The 18,019-nt window shown below is 61.3% G+C and carries 15 protein-coding genes; 10 read left to right on the top strand and 5 right to left on the bottom strand.

The window, feature by feature from the left end; all coding sequences use genetic code 11:
- Positions 1–4: 4 nt before the first annotated feature.
- From EA797_RS22135 to EA797_RS14960, 4 genes are all read right to left on the bottom strand, one after another.
- Entirely contained in the window at positions 5–1,321 is a 1,317-nt protein-coding gene (locus EA797_RS22135) for a methyl-accepting chemotaxis protein (RefSeq protein ID WP_122166595.1), read from the bottom strand.
- 122 nt (positions 1,322–1,443) lie between these two features.
- Positions 1,444–1,875: a VOC family protein gene (locus tag EA797_RS14970; protein ID WP_122166593.1), complete on the bottom strand. Its 432-nt coding sequence runs from the start codon at positions 1,873–1,875 to the stop codon at positions 1,444–1,446.
- 46 nt (positions 1,876–1,921) lie between these two features.
- A complete protein-coding gene (locus EA797_RS14965; protein WP_122166591.1) occupies positions 1,922–2,461 on the bottom strand; it encodes a DUF421 domain-containing protein in 540 nt (179 codons plus the stop codon).
- Positions 2,462–2,571: 110 nt separating this feature from the next.
- A complete protein-coding gene (locus EA797_RS14960) occupies positions 2,572–3,216 on the bottom strand; it encodes a 3'-5' exonuclease (protein ID WP_122166589.1) in 645 nt (214 codons plus the stop codon).
- A 281-nt stretch (positions 3,217–3,497) separates the two neighbouring features.
- On the opposite strand from EA797_RS14960, the gene EA797_RS14955 reads away from it, so the two are divergent.
- The 9 genes from EA797_RS14955 to EA797_RS14915 all read left to right on the top strand — a co-directional run bounded on the left by EA797_RS14955 (position 3,498) and on the right by EA797_RS14915 (position 14,562).
- Complete coding sequence (locus EA797_RS14955) at positions 3,498–4,826, top strand: pectate lyase family protein (protein ID WP_208644455.1); 1,329 nt, start codon at positions 3,498–3,500, stop codon at positions 4,824–4,826.
- Between the two features lie 296 nt (positions 4,827–5,122).
- A complete protein-coding gene (gene pedF, locus EA797_RS14950) occupies positions 5,123–5,560 on the top strand; it encodes a cytochrome c-550 PedF (protein ID WP_122166866.1) in 438 nt (145 codons plus the stop codon).
- Between the two features lie 5 nt (positions 5,561–5,565).
- Positions 5,566–6,465, top strand: a complete 900-nt coding sequence (locus tag EA797_RS14945) for a substrate-binding periplasmic protein (protein WP_122166585.1) — start codon at positions 5,566–5,568, stop codon at positions 6,463–6,465.
- A gap of 255 nt (positions 6,466–6,720) precedes the next feature.
- Complete coding sequence (gene kdpF / locus EA797_RS14940; protein WP_122166583.1) at positions 6,721–6,810, top strand: K(+)-transporting ATPase subunit F; 90 nt, start codon at positions 6,721–6,723, stop codon at positions 6,808–6,810.
- Positions 6,811–6,818: 8 nt separating this feature from the next.
- On the top strand, positions 6,819–8,519 hold the full coding sequence (kdpA, locus tag EA797_RS14935) for a potassium-transporting ATPase subunit KdpA (protein ID WP_122166581.1): 1,701 nt from the start codon (positions 6,819–6,821) through the stop codon (positions 8,517–8,519).
- 11 nt (positions 8,520–8,530) lie between these two features.
- Entirely contained in the window at positions 8,531–10,582 is a 2,052-nt protein-coding gene (gene kdpB, locus EA797_RS14930; protein ID WP_122166579.1) for a potassium-transporting ATPase subunit KdpB, read from the top strand.
- A gap of 43 nt (positions 10,583–10,625) precedes the next feature.
- Positions 10,626–11,192 (top strand): potassium-transporting ATPase subunit KdpC, encoded by a 567-nt coding sequence (gene kdpC, locus EA797_RS14925; protein ID WP_122166578.1) that lies wholly within the window; start codon positions 10,626–10,628, stop codon positions 11,190–11,192.
- Between the two features lie 5 nt (positions 11,193–11,197).
- Positions 11,198–13,873, top strand: a complete 2,676-nt coding sequence (locus EA797_RS14920) for a sensor histidine kinase (RefSeq protein ID WP_122166576.1) — start codon at positions 11,198–11,200, stop codon at positions 13,871–13,873.
- Positions 13,870–14,562, top strand: a complete 693-nt coding sequence (locus tag EA797_RS14915) for a response regulator (RefSeq protein WP_122166574.1) — start codon at positions 13,870–13,872, stop codon at positions 14,560–14,562. Before EA797_RS14920 ends, EA797_RS14915 begins: the two co-directional genes overlap by 4 nt.
- A 57-nt stretch (positions 14,563–14,619) precedes the next feature.
- Here EA797_RS14915 and EA797_RS14910 read toward each other — a convergent pair whose 3' ends face one another.
- Positions 14,620–15,819, bottom strand: coding sequence for an MFS transporter (locus EA797_RS14910; protein ID WP_122166572.1), 1,200 nt, complete (start codon positions 15,817–15,819; stop codon positions 14,620–14,622).
- Between the two features lie 357 nt (positions 15,820–16,176).
- Between EA797_RS14910 and EA797_RS14905 the strand changes: the two genes are divergently transcribed.
- Positions 16,177–17,955, top strand: a complete 1,779-nt coding sequence (locus EA797_RS14905; protein WP_122166570.1) for a PQQ-dependent methanol/ethanol family dehydrogenase — start codon at positions 16,177–16,179, stop codon at positions 17,953–17,955.
- The last annotated feature ends 64 nt before the right edge of the window (positions 17,956–18,019 follow it).

The raw sequence follows: 18,019 nt of genomic DNA, 5'->3' as shown, positions 1-18,019 counted from the left end.
ATAGCTATTGCTTCAGCTGGCTGGCGAACTGGCCTACGGCGCTGACGACTCGCTGTGCTCCGTCCTGGATCTCGACAATCACCGCCCCCGCCTGGTTGGCGAACTCCAGACCGAGTTCGGCCTGGCTGCGGCTGGTCGTCATGCTCTCGACCGCTGCTTGGGCGAGGTCCTGGTTCCTGCCGACCACACCGACGATCTCTCCGGCGGCCTTGCTGGTACGGGCGGCAAGCTGGCGAACTTCATCTGCAACCACAGCAAAGCCTCGTCCCTGGTCGCCCGCTCGTGCGGCTTCGATGGCGGCGTTAAGGGCCAGCAGGTTCGTCTGATCGGCAATATCGCTGATGGTTTTCAAGATGGCGCTGATCAGTTGCGATTGTTTATCCAGCGCCTCGATGCCCTCTGAGGCGTCCTGCATCTGCAGCGCGATCTTGCGCATCACATCCACGGTCTGCTGAACGACGGCGGCGCCTTGTTGCGCACTCAAATCAGTCTGCCGGGACGTGCTGAAAGCAATGGTGGCCGCTTCAGATACCGCCAGCTCGCGATTGACCTGATCAGTGATGACTGTGGCGAACTTGATGACCTTGTACAACTTGCCGTACACGTCATGAACCGGGTTATACGAAGCCTCCAGCCAGACGTCCCGGCCATGGGCGTCGATGCGCTTGAAGCGATCGACGACGAACTCTCCTCGATTCAGCCGCGCCCAGAACTCCCGGTACGCTGGAGATTCAGCCTCTTCACGCTCGCAAAAAATTCTGTGGTGCTTGCCTTTTATCTGCTCGAGGCGGTAACCCATGCCATCGAGAAACTGCTGGTTCGCAGTGATGACTTGGCCAGACAGATCGAACTCGATAACGGCCGTCGAACGCTTGAGCGCACTGATGAGGCTGTCATGCTCCTGGGATGTGGCAATGGTGCGGGTCAGATTGCTGGCACAGAGCGTGATGTTGAGCAACGAGCCATTGGATGCCTTGATCGGTTGCCAGATCGAACGAAGCCATGCCTCTTTGCCGTTGGCGCTTAGCAGGCGAAAGGCACCGCTGACATGCTCGCCCTTCTGCAGTGCGACCTTCAGTTTGGCGTAGTTGGGCTCACTCTTGAATTCATCGGTGAAGAAGCTATCGATCGGGCGACCGACGAGTTCGTCGAGGCGAAAACCCATTTCGCTGAGAAACAGCGGGTTGGCATGCTGAACGCGACCTTGTGGGTCGACTTCCAGTACCATCATTTCCCTATACAACGACTCCCTGATCTGTCGATTCGTCGCGACTTCCTCGCGCAGTTCCGCCAGCTCCTGCTTCAGCTTCTTGTTGAACATTGGTCCGTACCCGATGAATTGGAGAGCAATGTTTGCTCATTCATCTTCTCGGCGATGTCCGGACTTTCTTAAAGGCCATTTACAAAAATGTTCGGCCGACATGGGGCAATAGGCAGAAATCACTATGGAGCTTCTGCCGTCCCGCTTGGCCCGCTTTCCAGGGCATAGGGTTCACCGGGAAATTCGATCAGACAGAAGCCGTTACCGAAGGGGTCGCTCAGGGTGACCAGCCTGCCCCAGTCGAACGTACGCACGGGCGTCTCCGCTATCGCGCCTGCCGCTATGGCCTGCGCCAGCGCCTGGTCTACGTCGTCAACGACAAAGTCAGGGTGGACTGGCGTCCAGTGCCGTTCATAGGTGCGCAGCGCATCGCCCGATTCTGTAGCTGGCTCGTACGTCGCTCGTTCGATCAGATAAATCCGACATCCGGCGCCAAGCATTTCAGCGACGGCCCCTTCGAGCAAGGTGCGCGCGTGGGTCAATCCGAGCGCGTCTCGGTAGAAGGTGATGGCGCGCGTTACGTCACCGACATCGATGTTCAGCAAAACCTGCATGCTGCCAACCTCCATAAACGGACGGTGCGGCTATACCAGTATGAGGCTACACCTGAATGTCTCGTGGCCCGGGCGTCATGACGCCGGACAGACTCGAACGGCTATGACCTGAGCCTTTCTTCACGACACTGAAGCTTCCGTCCGTCTCCAGGATCACGGCGTCCACTTCGTCCATCGCAGACAGCCCGCTGGAGCGAATCGCCGAGCGCACTTCATCTTCGGTTACCCGGGCCGCGCGCATTGCGCTTTTCAGCATTTGCCCTTGATAGAACAACAGGGCTGGCTCGCCGGTCACCAGTTTGCGAATCCAGCCGGCCCGCACACTCGTCCAGGTCACCAGATACTGCAGCCCGATCAGCAAGGCGAGCGCCAGTGTGCCTTCGGCCAGCGATACGTCCCGATTCAGCAAGATGGTGGCAAAGGTCGAACCGAGGGCAACCGTGACGATGAGGTCGAACGCATTCATCTTCGAGAGCGTCCGCCTGCCAGAGATACGCAGCAGTACGATCAGGTTGATATAGGCCAGTACGCCGATGACCAGCGTACGAACCAGTGTTGACCAGCCGCTGAAAAACATGCCTTCCACATCTACCTCCTCTGGGAACGTCTCTGGGGTAGACGCCGCTGGAGGGCATGCGTTGCACGCTTCTGTAAATGGAGCGCTCGCTGATGAGCGCTCGGCGTGTTCTGGGTGCTCTAGGTGCTTTCGCTCTCTGCCGGCATGATGCGGTCTGCCAGTGATCTTTCTGCATCATCGCCCAGCGCCATGAACACCCGGAGCGCTGCGTAGGCGTCATTGGCGGCGTAGACCCGCTGCGCGTCGGTAAGCGTGCGACTGGCCCAATTGGACGTCGAGACGCTTCGGGACTTGCTTACGCGCGCGCCCAGCACGGCGGCAACCGCGCCTCTCAGCCCGACCTGTCCCTTCTTGCCCTGATAGCGCAACGTCGTACCGAGATCGATGAAGTGGCGCAGTTCGATACCCAGCCGGCTGCGCAGACGGCTTCGATCAGAGCTCAACCCGAAGCCAACTTTCAGCACCCGATCCGACTCAAGTATCGAGCGAGCGGCCTCGATGCAGCCGTCCAGGCCCACTTTGAACAAATAGGCCCGTTCGCAGGTTGCAAACTGGATGAGGTGCGGCCCCGTGGATACTTCGCCCACCTTGAAGGTGGGCTTGGATTCGGTATCGAAGCCGACGTGCTGCCTCGCGAAGATATCCTTCACGGCTTCAGCGAAGGCCGCTGGCGTTTCAGGCGCAACGATCTCTTCGAGCTGCAGCCCATCGAAGCGGGGCAGGGCCTCCAGCTCGGTTACCTGCGGGATACGGATAAGGGGCATGAGAAATCCGGAGCATTGATGAGATGGAGCGAGGCAACCGTGCCGACAGGCTCGTCTACCGTGCGGCGATGGCCGGAGAGCCTAGCGTACATTCACAGCAAACGCATTTCGTCGGAAAATCATTCCTCATAAGGTATGACGTCATATCTCAAGTAGACGTGCTGAAAATGCCGCCTAGACTAACGATCGGCCGAGTAGCGGGCCGCTTCGGCCGGTTATTAACCCTGAAGTATGACAACAATCAAAATAAGGATAAGAACATGCGGAATGTTGTGACACTCATGGCTATGTCTATAGGCGTGGCGCTGACTCCAGTCGCTTTTGCTGCTTCGCCAGTCATGCACCCAGGCAAGGTTCCGCTGGAGCGGCAAACGCTGCCGGCTCGCGACGGCTTCGCCTCCATGGGCGCCGGCACCACCGGCGGTGCGCTTGCTGCGCCTTCACGGGTCTATGATGTAACCACTCGGGCGCAGATGAAGGCCGCCTTCGATGAGGCGGGTGATGAACCAAAGATCATCCGCGTTCACGGCACTCTGCTGGGGGATTCAGACGACTCGGGCAACCCCCTGAGCTGTGCGGATTACGCACGGGGCACCGGTTACACCCTCGAGAGCTACCTGGCGACATACGATCCTGCAGTGTGGGGTTGGGACACGGAGCCCTCAGGCGGGCCGGAAAATGCACGGGTGCAGGCCGCTGAAAATCAGCGTCAAACCATGCTGCTCTTTGTACCCAGCAACACCACCATCATTGGGGCGACGCCTGAAGCGAGCCTTATCGGCCTATCGCTGAGAATCGACGGCCAACGCAACGTGATCGTGCGCAACCTGAACCACTTGGCCGTGAGCGACTGCTTCCCGCAGTGGGACCCGACCGATGGCTCGGCTGGCAACTGGAACAGCGAATACGACATGGTCCAGATCATCAATGGTTCGTCGAATATCTGGATCGATCACAACTACTACAGTGACGAGCCTGATTTCGATGACCTGTTGCCGTCGTATTTCGGCAGGCCGTTCCAGCAGCACGACGGTTCGGTGGACATCACCTACGGATCTGATCTGGTCACGATTTCCTATAACCGCTTCGAAAATCGGGACAAGCTCATGCTGATCGGTTCCACCGATTCGCCGGCGGCGGGTGATCCTGGCAAGCTGAGAGTGACCATCCATCACAATGAGTTCGTCAACGTCGGGCAGCGCGCGCCACGCCTGCGCTGGGGGCAGGCAGACGTCTACAACAACCATTTCATCCGTAACGACGATGCCCGCGTCTCCTTCGGCTACGTCTTTGGCGTGGGTTACGACTCGCATATCTGGGCAGAGGCGAACGCCTTTACCTTCAGCCCTTCGGTGAAGCAGGAGCGGATCATCAAGCACTGGAAAGGGCAGGCGATCACGGCCAAAGACAACGTCATCAACCGCCGCAAGGTGGACCTGCTGGAGGCGTATAACGCACAGGCCCCGGCCAACCTGCAACTGGTCACCGATACCTCCTGGCAGCCGACGCTTCGTACGCGAGTGCACCCGGCACAGGCGATTCCTGCGTTGCTCAAGCGCAACGTCGGTCCGGTCATGACACTTGGTAAACCGGGCAATCGCCCACATTGACCAGTGGGGCTGGGCCGAGGCTGCAATGGCCTCGGCCCGGCTGTGGGTTCGACCACTGGATCCGCAGGTTCCTGCCAGCCAGCAGCCATGGTCGTCCCGGTAGGTGTAACTGCTGTGCTGTGAGCCTGGGCACTGACCGATTGCTCCACTCCAGGGGCATGAGACCCTACTACCAAGGGAGGAGACGCCGACAACCAAAGCAGGATTCTGCCGTCGCCACGCCGCCGCCAAGATGACCAGCATGCGCTCCACGAGGAGCGGCCTTGCTCAGGTAATCGAAATCAACGGTGGTGGTCATGAATAATAAAATTGCACTGCGCGCTTTCTTTGCTGCTGGTCTGCTCGGGTTTGCCGGCCTGGCCCTGGCTCATGGCGACGTCACGCCCCAGAAAGTAGAAACCAAAGGCCTTTCACCGCTGGGCGAAGAGTGGGTGGAAGAGAATCCGTACCGCGCACCCAGTGAAGACCATGACAAGGCCGTCGAGATCGGCGCCTCTGCGTACAACCAGAACTGCGCCCGCTGCCACGGGCTGGAAGCGATCTCCGGCGGTATCGCGCCCGATCTGCGTGAGCTGGAGGCCAGTTACGACGGTGACGAGTGGTACAGGGAGCGCGTGATCAACGGAGCGGTTCGCGACGGTGCCGTATACATGCCGCGCATGGCCGACTACCTGAGCCAGGAAGCGCTCTGGGCGATCCGAACCTACATCGAAAGCGAAGCTGCCAAGCAGTGATCGCCATGCGCTGGTTACTCGTCGGTTTCTGGGTGCTGATCTGTTGCGCAACGGCCCAGGCCGACGTGGTCAAGGTTCGGGCATTCGACGACATCATGGAGTCTGGCTTTCTCAAGGTCGCGATGTACGAAAACTTCCCGCCATACAGCTTCATGGCTGATGGCGAGGCGCGCGGGGTGGATGTCGATCTAGCGCGCAAGCTGGCCGACGGGCTCGATTTGAAACTGGAACTGCTCTGGGTAACGCCCGACGAGACGCTGGACGGCGACTTGCGCAATTTCATCTGGAAGGGGCATTACCTGCGTCCGAACGTGCTCGCCGACGTGATGATGCGCGTGCCCTACGACCGCGACTTTTCCTACAAGCAGAACGAGCTGGGCGAGCTGATAAACGAGCTGGTGGTCATGTTCGGCCCCTACCAGCGTGAGCGCTGGCAGACCGCCTATGACGACCGACGCATAGACGAGCTGTCGAGCGTCGGCGTGCTGCGTTACCACCCGGTCGGGGTAGAAGTTGAAAGCGTTCCGTCGTTCTATCTGGCGTCTGTGTTCAACGGCAGCATCGCGAAAATGCTGCATCACTATCCAACCGCCCAGGCGGCATTCGCGGCCATGCAAGGCGGGGAAGTGGACGCGACCATGGCGATGCGGGGGGAGATCGAGTGGATGCTCGGCCAGGCGGCGGACGGCCATATCAAACTTGCAGACAACGCCTATCCGAACATGGGCAAGCAGGTCTGGGACCTCGGCATGGCGGTTCACGAGTCCAACCGGCAGCTGGCCTATGCGCTGGAAGGCGAGCTGGAAGGGCTTATCAGGGAGGGCGTGGTAGAGGGCATCTACGCCGGCTACGGCTTGCGCTACGAGTTACCGGAGCTGTATCAGGTGCAACCTGACGACAGGTGATCCATTCATGCTGATGAAATGGCCCGGCGTCAGAAGTTGACACGGGCTCGATCCTCCAAAAGTCGCAACGGCCTTTCTGTCCATGACCTGCGAATGGCCGGCTAGCCGTTACGCCGCGGCGACCAGAGTTCGATCGCTGATCCCGAAAAAATACGTTTTCTTTACGCCGCTGCGCTGGTCGCGCAATCGAATCTTTACGCCCCCCGCTCTGAAAATCTCCGCACCGCACTGATGCGAATTCGGAGTACAGCACCCATGACATTCCTCGACGGGCTCTCGCTGGGCCTGGCAATCATTTTGTTCATCTACCTTCTGGTCGCGCTGCTGCGCACCGAACGCAGCTAGGGGGTCGCATGCACGCCAACGATTACTGGCTGATTGCGGCCTTTTTCATATTGGTGCTGTTGCCGGCACCCTGGCTGGGGCGATACCTGTTCCGAGTCATGGAGGGTGAACGCACCTGGCTGACACCGTTGCTCCTGCCAGTCGAACGCCTGTGTTATCGGATTGCGGGCGTCGACGAAAACCGTGAGCAGGATTGGAAGGGCTACAGCCTGGCGCTGCTGGCCCTGACCGCTGTGAGCCTGATCGTGCTGTTCGCGATCCTGATGTTGCAGGCGAGCCTTCCGCTGAATCCGCAAGGCATTCCCGGCATGGAATGGCACCTGGCACTCAACACAGCCGTGAGCTTCGTGACCAACACCAACTGGCAGGCTTATAGCGGGGAATCCCAACTCAGCTATTTCAGCCAGATGCTGGGCCTTGGCGTGCAGAACTTCGTCAGCCCTGCGGTTGGCCTTGCGGTGCTGGTGGTGTTTTGTCGAGCACTGTCGCGTCGCTCCGCCAAGGAAATTGGCAACTTCTGGGTCGATCTGACCCGAGCGGTCCTCTATGGTCTGTTGCCGTTCTGCCTGGTACTTGCGTTGCTGCTCGTCTGGCAGGGCGTTCCGCAAAGCCTGGCCAGCTATGTTCAGGCAGTCACGATGCAAGGTGGCGAGCAGAGCATTCCCCTGGGCCCAGCGGCCAGCCAGATCGCCATCAAACAGCTTGGCACCAATGGCGGCGGCTTCTTCGGCGTCAACTCGGCGCATCCCTTCGAGAACCCGACCGCGTGGAGCAATCTGTTCGAAGTCGTATCGATCATTCTGATCCCCGCAGCGTTGGTCTTCATGTTCGGACACTACGTGCGCGATCTGCGGCAGAGCCGAGCGATCCTGGCCTGCATGCTGCTTGTATTCACCCTCGGGCTTGGCGTCACGCTGGTTGCGGAACATCAGGCGAACCCGGCGTTGGCGGGGCTGGCGGTGGAGCAGAGTGGCTCGCTCGAGGGTAAGGAGAGCCGGTTCGGCGTCGCGGCATCCGCGCTGTGGGCAACCACCACGAGTGCGGCGTCCAATGGCTCGGTCAATGCCATGCATGACAGTTTCAGCGCGCTGGGTGGCATGGTGCCGCTGGTGAACATGATGCTTGGCGAAATCATCTTCGGCGGCGTGGGCGCCGGGCTGTACGGCATGCTGCTGTTCGTCCTGATCACGGTGTTCCTGGCTGGCCTGATGATTGGCCGCACGCCCGAATATCTGGGCAAGAAACTTGAAGCGCGCGAGGTTCGCCTGCTGGTCGCGACGCTGCTGGTGATGCCCGTGGGTGTGCTTGTGCTCACGGCGCTCGGCGTCAGCCTGTCAGGGCCTGCCGAGTCGATCGCCAATCCGGGGCCTCACGGCCTCAGCCAGATCCTCTACGCCTATACCTCTGGCACGGGCAACAACGGGTCGGCCTTTGCAGGGTTCGGTGCCGGTACGCCTTACCACAACCTGATGATCGCATTCGCCATGTTGCTGGGCCGCTTCGGTTTCATCCTGCCTGTGCTGGCAATCGCCGGTGGCCTGGCAGCCAAGAACCGCGCACCGGTCGATGCCAACAGCTTTCCCACCCACGGCCCGCTGTTCGTGGTGCTGCTGACCCTGGTGATCCTGCTGGTCGGTGGGCTCACATTCCTGCCGGTACTGGCACTGGGGCCGGTCGCTGAACATTTCTTCCTGCTGCAGGGCTTCTGAGGAGCGTCATGATGAACGTCCATCAAACGGCACTCGAAGGTGCCGAGCAACCCACTTCCACCTCTTTCGCTTCACTGTGTAAGCCGGCGCTGCGCCAGGCTTTCGTCAAGCTCGATCCGCGCACGCTGTCGCGCTCGCCGGTCATGCTGGTGGTCGAACTCACCGCTGTGCTCACGACTGCGCTGTGCGTGATTCCCAACGCCGCAGTCAGCACCGGTGTAGCCGTCCAGATCGCATTCTGGCTCTGGTTCACCGTGCTCTTTGCCAACTTTGCCGAAGCGCTGGCAGAGGGGCGCGGCAAAGCACGTGCCGACAGTTTGAAAGCGGGATCGAAGGGACTCGAAGCCCGATTGCAAACCGACACCGGCGAGTTTCGCAGTGTTGCCGCCAGCAGCTTGCGGCGTGGTGATGTGGTGCGAGTAGTCGCGGGTGAGCTGATCCCGGGCGACGGCGAGGTTATTGAAGGCATTGCGGCGGTGAACGAGGCCGCCATCACGGGCGAATCCGCTCCGGTCATTCGCGAGTCGGGCGGGGATCGTTCGGCGGTGACCGGCAATACCCGCGTGGTGTCGGACTGGCTGCTGGTGCGGATCAGCAGTGACCCGGGCGAATCGACGCTGGACCGGATGATCGCGCTGGTAGAAGGCGCCAAGCGCCAGAAGACGCCAAACGAGGTCGCACTCGACGTGTTGCTGATCGGACTGACCCTGATCTTCCTGCTGGTGGTGGCGACGCTACAACCTTTCGCCAGATTCGCCGGCGGTGACCTTCCACTGGTGTACCTGGTGGCTCTGCTGGTGACGCTCATCCCAACGACCATCGGCGGGCTGCTCTCGGCGATCGGCATCGCGGGTATGGACAGGCTGGTACGCCTCAACGTCATCGCCAAGTCAGGCCGGGCGGTGGAGGCCGCTGGTGACGTGCAGGTGTTGCTGCTGGACAAGACCGGGACCATCACCTTTGGTAATCGCCGCTGCACAGCGATGGTCAAGGCGCCGGGCGTCTCGGCAACGGAGCTGTCCTGGGCGGCACTGTTGTCCTCTCTGGCCGACGATACCGCCGAAGGTAAATCCATCGTCGAATACCTGCGTGCTCTGGCCCCGGTAAAAGAGCCTGCTGGCCAAGAGGTCACGGCCATTCCCTTTACCGCCGAAACACGCCTTTCTGGTGCCGATCATGAAGGCCGGTGTTACCGCAAGGGTGCGATGGACGCCGTGCTTGGGCACCTGGGCATGGATCGCGAACAGATGCCGGCAGTGCTGGCCCGAGAGGTCCAGGCCATCGCGAAGAGCGGCGGCACCCCTCTGCTGGTATGCGCCGACGATCGCTTGCTGGGCGCGATTCACCTCAAGGACGTGGTCAAGCCTGGCATCCGCGAGCGCTTTGCCGAGCTGCGCCAGCTGGGCATCCGTACCGTGATGGTCACGGGTGACAACCCTCTGACCGCAGCCGCAATCGCTGCCGAAGCTGGCGTCGATGACGTCATCGCCGAAGCGACGCCGGAAAAGAAGCTGCAGCGGATTCGCCAGGAGCAAGCCGAGGGCAAGATGGTCGCGATGTGCGGTGACGGGGCGAATGACGCTCCGGCCTTGGCACAGGCCGATGTCGGTATGGCGATGAATGACGGCACCCAGGCAGCGCGAGAGGCCGCCAACCTGGTGGACCTGGATTCGGACCCGACCAAGCTGCTGGATGTGGTGCAGGTCGGCAAGCAACTGCTGGTCACCCGGGGTGCGCTGACGACCTTTTCCATCGCCAACGACGTAGCGAAATACTTCGCGATCCTGCCGGCACTGTTCATCGGCATCTATCCGCAGCTCTCGGCGCTGAACGTGATGCAGCTGCATAGTTCTGCCAGCGCGATCCTGTCCGCAATCGTGTTCAACGCGCTGATCATTGTCGCCCTGATTCCCCTGGCGTTGCGCGGCGTCAACGTAAAGGCCGTCGACTCGGCCAGCCTCTTGCGCCGCAACCTGCTGATCTACGGCCTGGGCGGCCTGGTTGCGCCCTTTGTCGGCATCAAACTCATCGATCTGCTTCTGACCGGGCTGGGACTGGTCTGAGCCTCGCCGCGCCCATGTGGCGCGGCCATTTGGAGAAACGCATATGTTCATGCACTTTCGCCCGGCGCTCGCAGCGCTGATCTTGATGACGCTGATCACCGGTGTCGCATACCCACTCTCAGTTACCGCTGTTGCGCAGCTGGCATTTGCTGACCAGGCCAATGGCAGCCTGGTCCGAGATGCAGCGGGGCAGGTCAGGGGCAGCAACCTGCTGGCGCAGCCGTTCGCGGGCTCGGAATGGTTTCAACCGCGCCCGTCTGCAGGCGATTACGCAACCGTGGCAAGCGGTGCCAGCAATCTGGCCCCAAGCAACCCTGAGCTTGCTGAAAAGGTCCGTGAATTCGCGAGCCAATGGGGCGGCACGGCTGAGCGGCCAGTACCGATCGAGTTGGTGACAACCTCCGGCAGCGGCCTTGACCCACACCTTTCGGTGGATGCAGCCAGATTCCAGGCAGCACGTGTTGCAGCCGCGCGTGGTGTGCCGCAAGAGCGCCTGAATGACCTGATCGACGCCCTGAAAGTAACGCCGCTGGTGGGGCCTGCCGTGGTCAACGTACTGGCTCTGAACCTGGCGTTGGCGGACAATCCACGGCCCGATCCAGACGAGTGATATGAATGAGCGATGCCCAGCGTGCGGATGCGTTTCTAGACGACACGCCCCGAGAAGGACGCGGGCGGCTCAAGGTCTTTCTCGGCGCCGCGCCCGGCGTCGGCAAGACCTACGCCATGCTCCAGGCCGCCCAACGTCAGCGGCAGTCGGGTCGCGACGTGCGGATCGGCGTCGTCGAGACCCACGGGCGTTCCGAAACCGAGGCGATGTGCGTCGGCTTGGCGGAACAGCCCATGACCCGCAGCGACTATCGGGGCGTAAGCCTGGTCGAAATGGACCTCGACGGATTGCTCGAATCGCGTCCCGGGCTGATTCTGGTCGACGAGCTTGCCCACAGCAACGCGCCTGGTAGCCGGCACAGCAAACGCTGGCAGGATGTACTGGAGCTGCTCGACGCCGGTCTCGATGTCTACACAACCGTCAACGTGCAGCATCTGGAAAGCCTTAACGATCAGGTGCGCGCCATCACCGGGGTGCAGGTCAGGGAGACCGTGCCCGACTGGATCCTTCAGCAGGCCGACGACATTCTGCTGATCGACCTGCCGCCGCGTGAGTTGCTCGAGCGCCTGCGCGAAGGCAAGGTTTATGTGCCGGAGCAGGCACGTGCGGCAATCGATGCCTTCTTTACTCAGACCAACCTGACCGCTCTACGCGAGCTGGCCATGCAGACAGCGGCTGCGCGGGTCGATGCCGACCTGCATCGGCGCCATCGTCTGTTGGGGCAAACCGCGCCGGCCGTCAGGGGCCGTCTGCTGGTGGGCATCGACGGGGATGTCCACGCCGAGGGCTTGGTGCGCCACGCTGCCAGGGTCGCCGAGCGGCGGCATCTACCCTGGTCGGTGGTCCACATAGATACAGGAACGAGCAAGGACGAGCTTCAGCTTGGCTACCTGCAATCGGCCCAGCAGCTTGCCGAACGTCTTGGCGGTGAAGTCGTGGAGCTGCGCGCCGAGCGCGTAGCGCGATCACTGCTGGACCATGCCATCGAGCGCCGCGCCACCCTCGTGCTGGTCGGTCGACGTGATCGTTCACGCTTTGGGTGGAAGGTATGGCTCAAGGGCTCGGTCGCGGAGCAATTGATCAAAGCGGGCCGCGGGCTTGAGATCAGCGTGCTTGCTCAGGAACCAGCTAAGACCGCGCCAAAAAGGCGCGTACGACCCCCAGCGGATTGGCACGATTACCTGCTTGCCGGCTTGGCGACCGTAGCAGCCACGGCCGTTGCGCTGCTGTTGGCACGCTACCTGGCGCTACCCAACATATCGCTGGTCTTCCTGGCCGCCGTGCTGGTGGTGGCAGTGCGGAGCAGCCTTGGCCCTGCATTGGCCTGCGCGGGCCTTTCGTTTCTCCTGTACGACTTTCTCTTCATTCCTCCAACGTTCACTTTCATCGTCGCACGGCAGGAGGACGTACTGACCCTCCTGTTTTTCCTCCTGATGGCCGTGCTGGCCGGCAATCTCGCTAGCCGGCAACGTCGCCAGGTTCAAGCCCTGCGCCAGACGCAGACCGAAACCACGACGTTGCTCGATCTGTCCCGTCAGCTCGGTGCCGCGACGGATGTGCGGGCGGTCGCCTCGGCGGCAGTCCGTCAATTGCAACAGCTGGCCAAGACAGAAGCTGTGGTCGCAACACGCAGTGACGCAGCGCCTGGCACGCAAGGGCACTGGTCGTACGTTTCTGACGCCATACCGGTTCTGAACGATGAAGAGCAGGCAGCGGCCGATTGGTCGTTGAAGCACGGGCAGCCTGCGGGGCAGGGCACCGATACGCTACCGAACAGTCGATGGTGGTGGCTGCCGCTAAACGCCGATGGGCAACCGCTGGGATTGCTAGGTATTCGTTCTGTTGGTACAGCTCCGTCGGGGCCGCAAAAGCGACGCCTCATCGCCGCGCTGGCGCAGCCCATCGCGCAGGCTCTCGGGCGCGCCACCCTGGCCGAGGAGTTGGAGGCGGCGCGCTTGCATGGTCAAACAGAGGAACTGCGAAGTGCGCTACTGGCATCTGTTTCCCATGATCTGCGCACACCGCTCACGGCCATGCGGGGCTCCATCGACAGCCTGGCGAGCCTGGGCCATAGCATGAGCGCGGCTGATCGACAGGAGCTTCTGGAGGCTACGCGTGATGAAGCCGAACGTCTGGATCGATACATCCAGAATCTGCTGGACATGACGCGGCTCGGCCATGGCGGTTTGAAGCTGATTCGGGACTGGACCACGCCTGGCGATATCATCGCCAGCGCACTGCAGCGGCTGCAGCGCGTTCTCGCCGAGCTACGGGTCGAGGTGCTGCTACCCGACTCGCTGCCACTGTTGTTCGTGCACCCGGCGCTGATCGAACAGGCACTGGTCAATGTGTTGGAGAATGCGGCGCGTTTTTCGCCACCTAACGGACGATTACAGGTAGCCGTGCATGTCGATAGCAGCAGCTTGCGCTTCATTGTCAGTGACGAGGGGCCGGGCGTGCCCGAGCCAGAGCGTGCGAAAATCTTCGATATGTTCTACACCGCTGCGCGCGGCGACCGGGGCGGGCCAGGCACCGGGCTGGGGCTTGCCATCTGCCAAGGCATGATTGGCGCGCATGGGGGGCGCGTATCGGTTGGGGAGGGCCTCGACGGGCGCGGTACGAGCGTCACGCTGGAACTGCCACTACAGCCCCAGCCTCATTTGGAGAACGATCTTTCTTGAGTCAGCAAGCAACCATCCTGATCATCGATGACGAGCCGCAGATCCGGAAGTTTCTGCGTATCAGCCTCGGGTCCCAGGGTTATCGAGTGATCGAAGGCGGCAACGGTCGGGAGGGATTGGCCTGTGCAGCACTGGAGAAGCCGGACCTGATCGTGTTGGATCTGGGGTTGCCGGACCTGGACGGTCAGGTGGTGCTTCGCGAATTGCGGGAGTGGACGCAAATCCCGGTGATCGTCCTTTCCGTACGCTCCAGCGAAGCGGAAAAGGTGATGGCTCTCGATGGCGGTGCTAACGATTACGTGACCAAACCCTTCGGAATTCAGGAGTTTCTCGCGCGGGTCAGAGCGCTGTTGCGCGACAAGCAGCACGCGGCCACCGACGTAGCTCAAACCGTGTCAGGCCCGTTGTGCATCGATTTCGCCTACAGGCGCGTCAGCCTCAATGACCAGGAAATCAGCCTGACCCGCAAGGAGTATGCGGTGCTGGCCGCGCTCGCACGCCACGTTGGCCGGGTCGTGACCCAGCAACAGCTGCTCAAGGACATATGGGGGCCGAGCCACAGCGGGGATACCCACTACTTGCGGGTCGTTGTCGGGCATCTCAGGCGTAAACTGGGCGATGACCCAGCGGCACCCCGTTTCATCGTCACCGAGGCTGGGGTTGGCTACCGCCTGGTCGCTGATCGCTAGGGTCATCCTGTCGGCCGGTTGCGCCTCTCATCCGATTCGCTTCAGCGGGAGCGGACGTCACGCCGTTCGCGTCCGCGGATGCACGAAGAACCAGAACGCCAGCGGCGTGGCGAGGGCGATGACCACCCAGCCCAGTAGGCTGATCGCCATGGGCAGCCCGTAATGGTCCGCGACCCACCCAGCGCCGAGCAGCGGGACGATGGCGCCGACGTAACCGCACACCAGATAGGTCGATATCAGCCCTGAGCGTTCTGCTGGGCTGGCAATGCGGTTCACCATGCTGATGCCGGCCAACAGGCACATGCCATGGCCCGCTGCGGCCGCGCAGACACCGACGATGAATACCAGCGAGGAGCCAACGGAGAAGTTGAGTACGAGCATCGCATTGCTCAGCACCACCGCCAGCAACCCAAGCAGGCCGCACCAGCGCAGGCTCATCTGGGCGCAGGCAAGCTGCACCATCGCCGAAGCCAGGAGGATGACGCCGATTGAGGTTCCGCTCACCACCGGGCCGTGCCAAGGCAACATCTTTTCAAGGAACAACGGTGCCATCGATGCATAGATGCCAAACACACCAAAGGCGAAAAACGGGCAGGCGCAAGTCAGCATGAAGGCAAGCGCGTCGCTCCGTTTGGCCCAAGTCAGTCGGGGGATGAAGGTGCGCCAGCCAAGCGGTGAGGCTGCAAGGAGCTCAGGGTGGGGCTTTAGCTGCGCGCGCATCAGGGCGAAAACCGCCAACACGCCCAGTGCCAGGGATGGCAGATAGGTAACGATCAACGGGTGCGGCAGCCACTGGCCAATGACGCCGCCGGTCAGTGGGCCGAGACCGAAGCCGAACGCAAGCAGGAAGCTGGTGATCATCGATATCCGCTGGGACGCGCCATCACGTGATATCTGCACCAGGCCCACCGAGGCGCTGGTTACGATCAGGCTGGAAGACAGCCCCACCGCAAAACGGCCGATGTTCAGACTTGGCAGATCCCAGGCGAGCATCGTCACCAGCGTCCCGCCCCAGCCGAGTATCAGGCCGGTCAGCATCACCTTGCGAAAGCCAAGGGTGTCCGACAGCCGCCCCATGAACAACAGCCCGAACAGCGCACCGACCATGTACACCACATAGATCAGCGAGATGTCGCTGGTCCGCAGGTGCCACGCCTGTTGATACAGCGGGTATAGCGGCGAAATGAGCGCGGTGCCCATTACGCCCACGCACATCGCGAAGCACACCCAGGGAAACGCGGACCAGCTCTGTTTCATGTCGAACGCCTGAACTCGAAGGTGGAGCGGCCTCGCACCCCTCACGCAGGAGGTCAGGGTCGAAGCCTTTGATCGATAGGCGCCTACTGTATCGACTTGACACAGCCATCGGGCGTCGATTCGTCCCGTGATTGGCAATCCATACCACGGCACTGTTGATCCTATGTCACTGGCCCGAAATCACCTGGCACCAGGTCTTGCATTGCACGCGCGGTGCGTCTGCCGAGTATTGCTACCAAGGGAGGAGGGAAATCGGTACTGCGTGTAATTGTTGCGCTCGCGGTTGGACCCAAGAATTTGCGCTAGCGCCGGGAAACTTCCCGGCGACATAACAATGAACCCGTAGAGGTAGCCGCAATGAAGCACACCGGCCTTCGCAAGCCCTTTGCCCTGACCGCGCTTTGCGCCGCCATGGCTGTATCCAGCGTGTCGGCATGGGCTGTCACCGATCAGGAAATCCTCGATGACGCCGAGTCCACCAACCAGATCGTGACCAACGGGCTGGGGCTGCAGGGCCAGCGCTACAGCACTCTGGACACGCTCAATGTCGGGAACGTGACCGAACTGCGGCCGGTGTGGGGCTACTCGCTCGGTGGCGAAAAACAGCGTGGCCAGGAAGCCCAGCCGTTGATCAAGGACGGCGTGATGTACCTCACCGGTTCCTATTCACGCGTGTTCGCGGTTGACGCACGCACCGGTAAGGAACTCTGGCAGTACGACGCGCGCCTGCCTGACGGCATCATGCCGTGCTGCGACGTGATCAACCGGGGCGTTGCGCTGTACGACGATCTGGTCATCTTCGGCACCCTTGATGCCAAGCTGGTAGCGCTCAACAAGGACACCGGCAAGGTCGTCTGGAAAAAGACTGTCGCTGACTACAAGGCCGGTTACTCCATCTCCGCAGCGCCGCTGGTGGTCAAAGGCAAGCTGATCACTGGCGTGGCCGGTGGTGAGTTCGGAGTCGTCGGCAAGATCGAAGCCTATGATCCCAAGAATGGTGAAGTTCTCTGGACGCGGCCAACCGTCGAGGGCCACATGGGCTATGTGATGAAGGACGGCAAGAAGGTCGAGAATGGCATTTCAGGCGGTGAAGCCGGCAAGACCTGGCCCGGCGACCTGTGGAAGACCGGCGGTGCGGCTCCCTGGCTTGGCGGATACTACGACCCGGATACCGACTCGCTGCTGTTCGGCACCGGCAACCCGTCGCCCTGGAACTCTCATCTACGGCCGGGCGACAACCTGTACTCATCTTCGCGCCTGGCGCTGGACCCGGATGATGGCTCGATCAAGTGGCATTTCCAGTCAACCCCGCATGATGGCTGGGACTTCGATGGTGTGAACGAGCTGATTTCATTCGACTATCAGGATGGAGGCAAAACAATTCGTGCTGCAGGTACGGCCGACCGCAATGGCTTTTTCTATGTGCTCGATCGCACCAACGGCAAATTCATCCGCGGCTTCCCCTTCGTCGACAAGATCACCTGGGCCACTGGCCTGGATAAGGATGGGCGTCCGATCTACGACGAGGCCAACCGGCCTGGCGCGCCAGGCGAGGCGGACAAGGGCAGCTCGGTGTTCGTTGCGCCGTCGTTTCTGGGCGGCAAAAACTGGATGCCGATGGCTTACAGCCAGGACACCGGCCTGTTCTATGTTCCCTCTAACGAATGGGGAATGGATATATGGAACGAAGACGTCGCCTACAAGAAAGGTGCCGCTTACCTGGGTGCGGGTTTCACGATTCGCCCATTGAACGAGGCGTATATCGGCGTACTGCGCGCAATCGATCCGAAAACCGGTAAGGAGGTGTGGCGCTATGAGAACTATGCGCCCCTTTGGGGTGGTGTTCTGGCCACCAAAGGCAACCTCGTGTTCACCGGAAATCCGGAAGGTTTCCTCATGGCGTTCGACGCCAAAACAGGTAAGAAGGTGTATGAGTTCAACACAGGCTCGGGGATCGTCGCCTCACCCATCACCTGGGAAATGGATGGCGAGCAGTACGTCTCGGTGCTTTCCGGCTGGGGGGGCGCAGTGCCGCTTTGGGGCGGTGAGGTGGCCAAGCGAGTCAAGGACTTCAACCAGGGCGGAATGGTGTGGACCTTCAAGTTGCCCAAGGATCAAGTCGTCGCACAGCGCTGATCACGCCAGCACTTGAAGCCCTCTGCCGGCTTGCATTACAGACCCCGCCCACGGCGGGGTTTTG

The sequence above is a fragment of the Stutzerimonas zhaodongensis genome (genome assembly GCF_003696365.1).
Lineage (GTDB): Bacteria > Pseudomonadota > Gammaproteobacteria > Pseudomonadales > Pseudomonadaceae > Stutzerimonas > Stutzerimonas zhaodongensis.
The sequence above is the reverse complement of the archived record's forward strand: the minus strand, read 5'-3'. Positions and strand labels throughout refer to the sequence as shown.